This is a genomic window from Streptomyces sp. NRRL B-24572 (assembly GCF_002156145.1).
Lineage (GTDB): Bacteria > Actinomycetota > Actinomycetes > Streptomycetales > Streptomycetaceae > Streptomyces > Streptomyces vietnamensis.
Window position 1 is genome coordinate 1 of sequence record NZ_MWIG01000596.1, and the last position, 4,079, is coordinate 4,079.

Genomic DNA, 4,079 nt, shown 5'->3' on the forward strand with positions numbered 1-4,079 from the left:
GGCGGCGAGGACGGCCGCGGCTCGGCGCTGGGATGCGTTCACAGAAATCCCTTCCGGTACGGACGAGGTCGAGGGGAAGCTAGCGATCTCGGGGCATTCTGTGAACAGGTCTTTCACAATTCCTGTCAGGTCGAACAGGAATGAAATACGGAATTATCAATTCCCGCCCGTTCGGCCCTCTTCACCCCTTCGTGAAGCCGCTCTTCGCGAAGCGGTCCAGTGCCGCGAGGATCAGCCTCCCGGTCTCCTCGCCGCCCAGGTGCCCCGACTTCTCCACCACGTGCAGCTCGGCGTCCGGCCAGGCGCGGGCCAGTTCCCAGGCGGTGGTGAGCGGCCCGCCCATGTCGAGCCTGCCGTGGATCAGGACCCCGGGGATGCCGGCGAGCCGGTGCGCGTCGCGGATCAGCGCGCCCTCCTCCAGGAAGGCGCCGTGCGCGAAGTAGTGGGAGCAGATCCGGACGAAGCCGAGCCGGGCGTCGTCGACCCGGTCGGTGTACGGGGTCCCCATGCCCTCCGGCGACAGGACCGCGTCCTCCCAGGCGCACCAGTCGGCCGCCGCCTTCTCCCGTACGGCCCGGTCGGGGTGGTTCATCCGGGCCGCGTACTCCCCGACCAGGTCCGCCGCGTGGTCCGCCCCCGCGCGGAAGCGCTCGTGGGCCTCGGGGAAGAAGCGGCCGACGCCCTCGTACAGCCAGGCGGTCTCGGAGCGGCGGGTGGTCGTGACGGCCGCGATCACGATCTCCGAGACGCGCTCGGGGTGGGCCTCCGCGTACGCCAGGATCAGCGTCGATCCCCAGGACCCGCCGTACAGCAGCCACTTGTCGACCCCGAGGTGCTCCCGCAGCCGCTCCATGTCGGCCACCAGGTGCGCGGTGGTGTTCACGGACAGGTCGGCGGCCGGGTCGCTCGCGTGCGGGGTGGAGCGCCCGCAGCCGCGCTGGTCGAAGAGGACGACCCGGTACGCCTCCGGGTCGAACCGGCGACGGCTGCCCGGGGAGGAGCCGGAGCCCGGCCCTCCGTGCACGACGAGCGCGGGCTTGCCGTCCGGGTTCCCGGAGACCTCCCAGTGGATGCGGTTGCCGTCGCCCACGTCGAGCAGGCCCTGGTCGTATGGTGCGGTCACGGGATGCATCCGGCCGACGCTACTGGTCCAAGGGTCGGTGGGCAGCGTGTTTTCCGGCCCGCGTACGACCCCTACGGGTTCACGTTCGCCCGCACCCGTACGGCCGGGTCCTCGCACCACTCGAGCAGCGAGGGCCACTCCCCGTACCCCGAGTCGGGGTTGAGGTGCTCGCCGTCCGGTACGAGGTCCAGGTCGAGGCCGAGCGGGATGCCGTAGTGCAGGTCGGCGCCCTCGGGGCAGTACGGGTCCCCGTCCCCGTACACGAGCCGCGCCTTGAGTCCCGCCTCCGTCAGGTCGAGGCCGTCGGCGAAGGCGGCGATCTCCGGGATCGAGGCGGTGACCTGCGGGGAGGGCGGGGCGACCAGGAGGACCCGGTCGGCATCGGGCCGCCGGTCCCCGGCGCGCAGCCAAAGGAGCACCGACAGGCTGTGCGCGAGGACCACGAACTCGCCCTCGGCCGGGCGCTGCCCGTGCTCGTCGAGGGCGTCGAGCCAGGCGTCGAGCTCGGGCGCGTCCGGCGCGGGCAGCTGGGGGTAGCGGACCTCGTGGCCGCGCTCGCGCAGCTGCCCGGCGAGCCAGTGCTGCCAGTGGGCGGGCGGGCGGCGGTTCTGGAAGCCGTGCAGGATCAAGTACGTGGTCATGGCGCGATCTTGCGACGGCGGGGGCCCGCAGGTCCACGACCGTCCGGAAAGTGGCCTAACTCCGCAGGGCCAGCAGCTCCCGCACGCCGGCCTTGAGCCGGTCGGCCGGCAGCTCCTGCTCGACCGTCAGGTGGTGCATGACGTCGGGCGAGAAGGGTGCGAGCGCCAGGTGCGCGAGGAGCGTGCTGTCGCTGCCCGGCCTGAGCTGTCCGATGAGCAGGGCCATGTGCGTGTGCATCACCCGGTAGGCGCCGCTGTGGTAGCGGGCGCGGGGCGCGGCGGAGTGCGCCGCGAGCAGGAGGGCGCGCTGGGCGGCGACCCGGTCGACGAGCGCGTCGAGGAAGGCGTCGAGCCGTTCGGCGGCGGGGGCGCCGGGGCCCAGCGGGGGAGGGCCGCTCATGTACGCCTCCTGGAAGCGGCGCTCGCGCTCGTCGAGGAGCGCCCACAGGAGCTGGGAGACGTCGCCGAAGCGGCGGTAGACGGTGCCGACGCCGATGCCGCTGGCGTGGGCGACCTGGTTCATGGTGACGGCGTCGGGGCCTTCCTCGGCGACGATCCGGGCGGCCGCGTCGAGGATGCGGCGCCGGTTGCGGGCCGCGTCGGCGCGCTCGGGGGCGGGGGCGTCGACGGTGGGGAGCAGGCTGAGTACCGGCACCGCCGCACTGCTTCCGGACCGCTCTCCGGACTGGGGGTTCTCCGTGCTCATCTGCCGACTCCTGTTCGCTGAGCCCCGTTCCCCCGTCGGTCGCTTTCTGATGCGAGCATACCTGTTGCCCTTGCGAAGCGGATAGCGATCCGTTTAACCTCGGAGGCGTGGAAGCGGAAAGAAATCCGCTTCGCTCGTCGAGTTCGGCTGAGGAGAGTCCCCCATGTCCGTCAAGGTCGCCGTCATCTACTACTCGGCCACGGGTTCCGTCCACCAGCTCGCCCGGGCCGTCGCCGAGGGCGCCGAGAAGGCCGGTGCCGAGGTGCGCCTGCGCCGGGTGCCCGAGCTCGCCCCCGACGCCGCCATCGACGCGAACCCGGCCTGGCGCGCCCACGTGGACGCCACCGGCGACGTCGAGATCGCCACGCTCGACGACCTGGAGTGGGCGGACGCGTACGCGCTCGGCTCCCCGACCCGCTTCGGCAACGTGTCGGCGCAGCTGAAGCAGTACGTCGACACGACGGGCGGCCTCTGGCAGCGGGGCGTCATGGCGGACAAGCCCGCGACCGCCTTCACCAGTGCCCACAACGTCCACGGCGGAAACGAGTCGACGCTGCTCGCGCTCTACAACACCTTCCACCACTGGGGCTCGGTCATCGTCTCGCCCGGCTTCACGGACCCGGCGGTCTACGCGGCCGGCGGCAACCCGTACGGCACCGCCCACCCGGGTGCGAACGGCGCCCCGGCGGAGGAGGTCCTCGCGGCCGCCCGCTACCAGGGCGCGCGCCTGACCCGCATCGCGAAGCGCCTGAAGGGCCTGGCGGACGACTGACGGCCTGACCGTCCGCTGAGACAGGAGTGCCCCCGGGGAAACCCGGGGGCACTCTGCTTTTCGTCCTGGACCGATCCAGGACCGGCCCGGGACCGGTTCTGGGCCGGTTCTAGGCCAGCGAGAGGAAGAGCTTCTCCAGCCGGGCCCGCATCGCCTCGGGGTCCTCGCCGTTCTTGCGGCCGCCCTCGATGTCGGTCAGGCACTGCTGGAGCCCGGTCGCGATGATCGCGAACCCGGCCCGGTCGAGGGCCCGGGAGGCGGCGGCCAGCTGGGTGACGACCTCCTCGCAGTCCCGCCCTTCCTCGATCATCCGGATCACGCCGGAGATCTGGCCCTGGGCCCGGCGCAGCCGGTTCAGGACGGCCTTGAGCTCGGCGCCCGCGAGATCGAGTTCCACTGTGACCCACTCCTCCACAGATACCCCAGGGGGTAATTTACTCCCCGACGTGGGGTTCCGTCGAAGACCAAGGATGACACCTGTCAGGGCGCGTAGCGGCGGAGGAACATCTCCACCCCGTCCACGACGAGCCGCTCGCTCAGCTCCTCGGTGAGCTCCGCCCCGTACTGCTCGAACACCATCTGCGGGAAGACGAGCAGCGAGTACAGCTGGAGGACCGCGACCTCCAGGTCCGGGATCGCGAGCCGGCCCCGGTCGGCGAGGGCGCGCAGGGCGTCCGCGACGGCGGGGTGGTGGCCCGCCGGGCCGTGCGCGCGCCAGGCGCGGCCGAGGTCGGGGAAGCGGTGGAGCTCGGTGGTGACGAGGGAGCGCAGGGCGCGGCCCTCCTCGTCGGCGCGCACGGCCCGGGCCCAGGTGCGCCCGGCCTCGGTGAGGGCGGC

Annotated in this window: 6 protein-coding genes; 1 reads left to right on the plus strand and 5 read right to left on the minus strand. The window is 72.5% G+C overall.

Going from position 1 to position 4,079, the window contains the following annotated elements; all coding sequences use genetic code 11:
* Positions 1-181: 181 nt before the first annotated feature.
* From pip to CCN56_RS31150, 3 genes are all read right to left on the minus strand, one after another.
* A complete protein-coding gene (gene pip, locus CCN56_RS31140) occupies positions 182-1,132 on the minus strand; it encodes a prolyl aminopeptidase (protein ID WP_086831267.1) in 951 nt (316 codons plus the stop codon).
* A 62-nt stretch (positions 1,133-1,194) separates the two neighbouring features.
* A complete protein-coding gene (locus tag CCN56_RS31145; RefSeq protein ID WP_086831268.1) occupies positions 1,195-1,764 on the minus strand; it encodes an alpha/beta hydrolase in 570 nt (189 codons plus the stop codon).
* A 55-nt stretch (positions 1,765-1,819) separates the two neighbouring features.
* Positions 1,820-2,470 carry a TetR/AcrR family transcriptional regulator gene (locus CCN56_RS31150; RefSeq protein WP_086831269.1) on the minus strand — a complete coding sequence of 217 codons (651 nt, stop codon included), beginning with the start codon at positions 2,468-2,470 and terminating at the stop codon, positions 1,820-1,822.
* 163 nt (positions 2,471-2,633) lie between these two features.
* Between CCN56_RS31150 and wrbA the strand changes: the two genes are divergently transcribed.
* Positions 2,634-3,242, plus strand: a complete 609-nt coding sequence (wrbA, locus tag CCN56_RS31155; RefSeq protein ID WP_086831270.1) for an NAD(P)H:quinone oxidoreductase — start codon at positions 2,634-2,636, stop codon at positions 3,240-3,242.
* Between the two features lie 109 nt (positions 3,243-3,351).
* On the opposite strand, the gene CCN56_RS31160 is transcribed toward wrbA, so the two are convergent.
* Together CCN56_RS31160 and CCN56_RS31165 are read right to left on the minus strand one after the other, a co-directional pair.
* Complete coding sequence (locus CCN56_RS31160) at positions 3,352-3,639, minus strand: metal-sensitive transcriptional regulator (protein WP_030685455.1); 288 nt, start codon at positions 3,637-3,639, stop codon at positions 3,352-3,354.
* A gap of 83 nt (positions 3,640-3,722) precedes the next feature.
* The coding region (locus CCN56_RS31165) for a TetR/AcrR family transcriptional regulator C-terminal domain-containing protein (RefSeq protein WP_179200046.1) at positions 3,723-4,079 on the minus strand (357 nt) is incomplete at its 5' end.

Excerpts from the sequence above, each read along its gene's own strand:
- CCN56_RS31145 (WP_086831268.1), bottom strand. The coding sequence starts at position 1,764 with ATGACCACGTACTTGATCCTGCACGGCTTCCAGAACCGCCGCCCGCCC.
- wrbA (WP_086831270.1), top strand. The coding sequence starts at position 2,634 with ATGTCCGTCAAGGTCGCCGTCATCTACTACTCGGCCACGGGTTCCGTC.
- pip (WP_086831267.1), bottom strand. The coding sequence starts at position 1,132 with ATGCATCCCGTGACCGCACCATACGACCAGGGCCTGCTCGACGTGGGC.
- CCN56_RS31150 (WP_086831269.1), bottom strand. The coding sequence starts at position 2,470 with ATGAGCACGGAGAACCCCCAGTCCGGAGAGCGGTCCGGAAGCAGTGCG.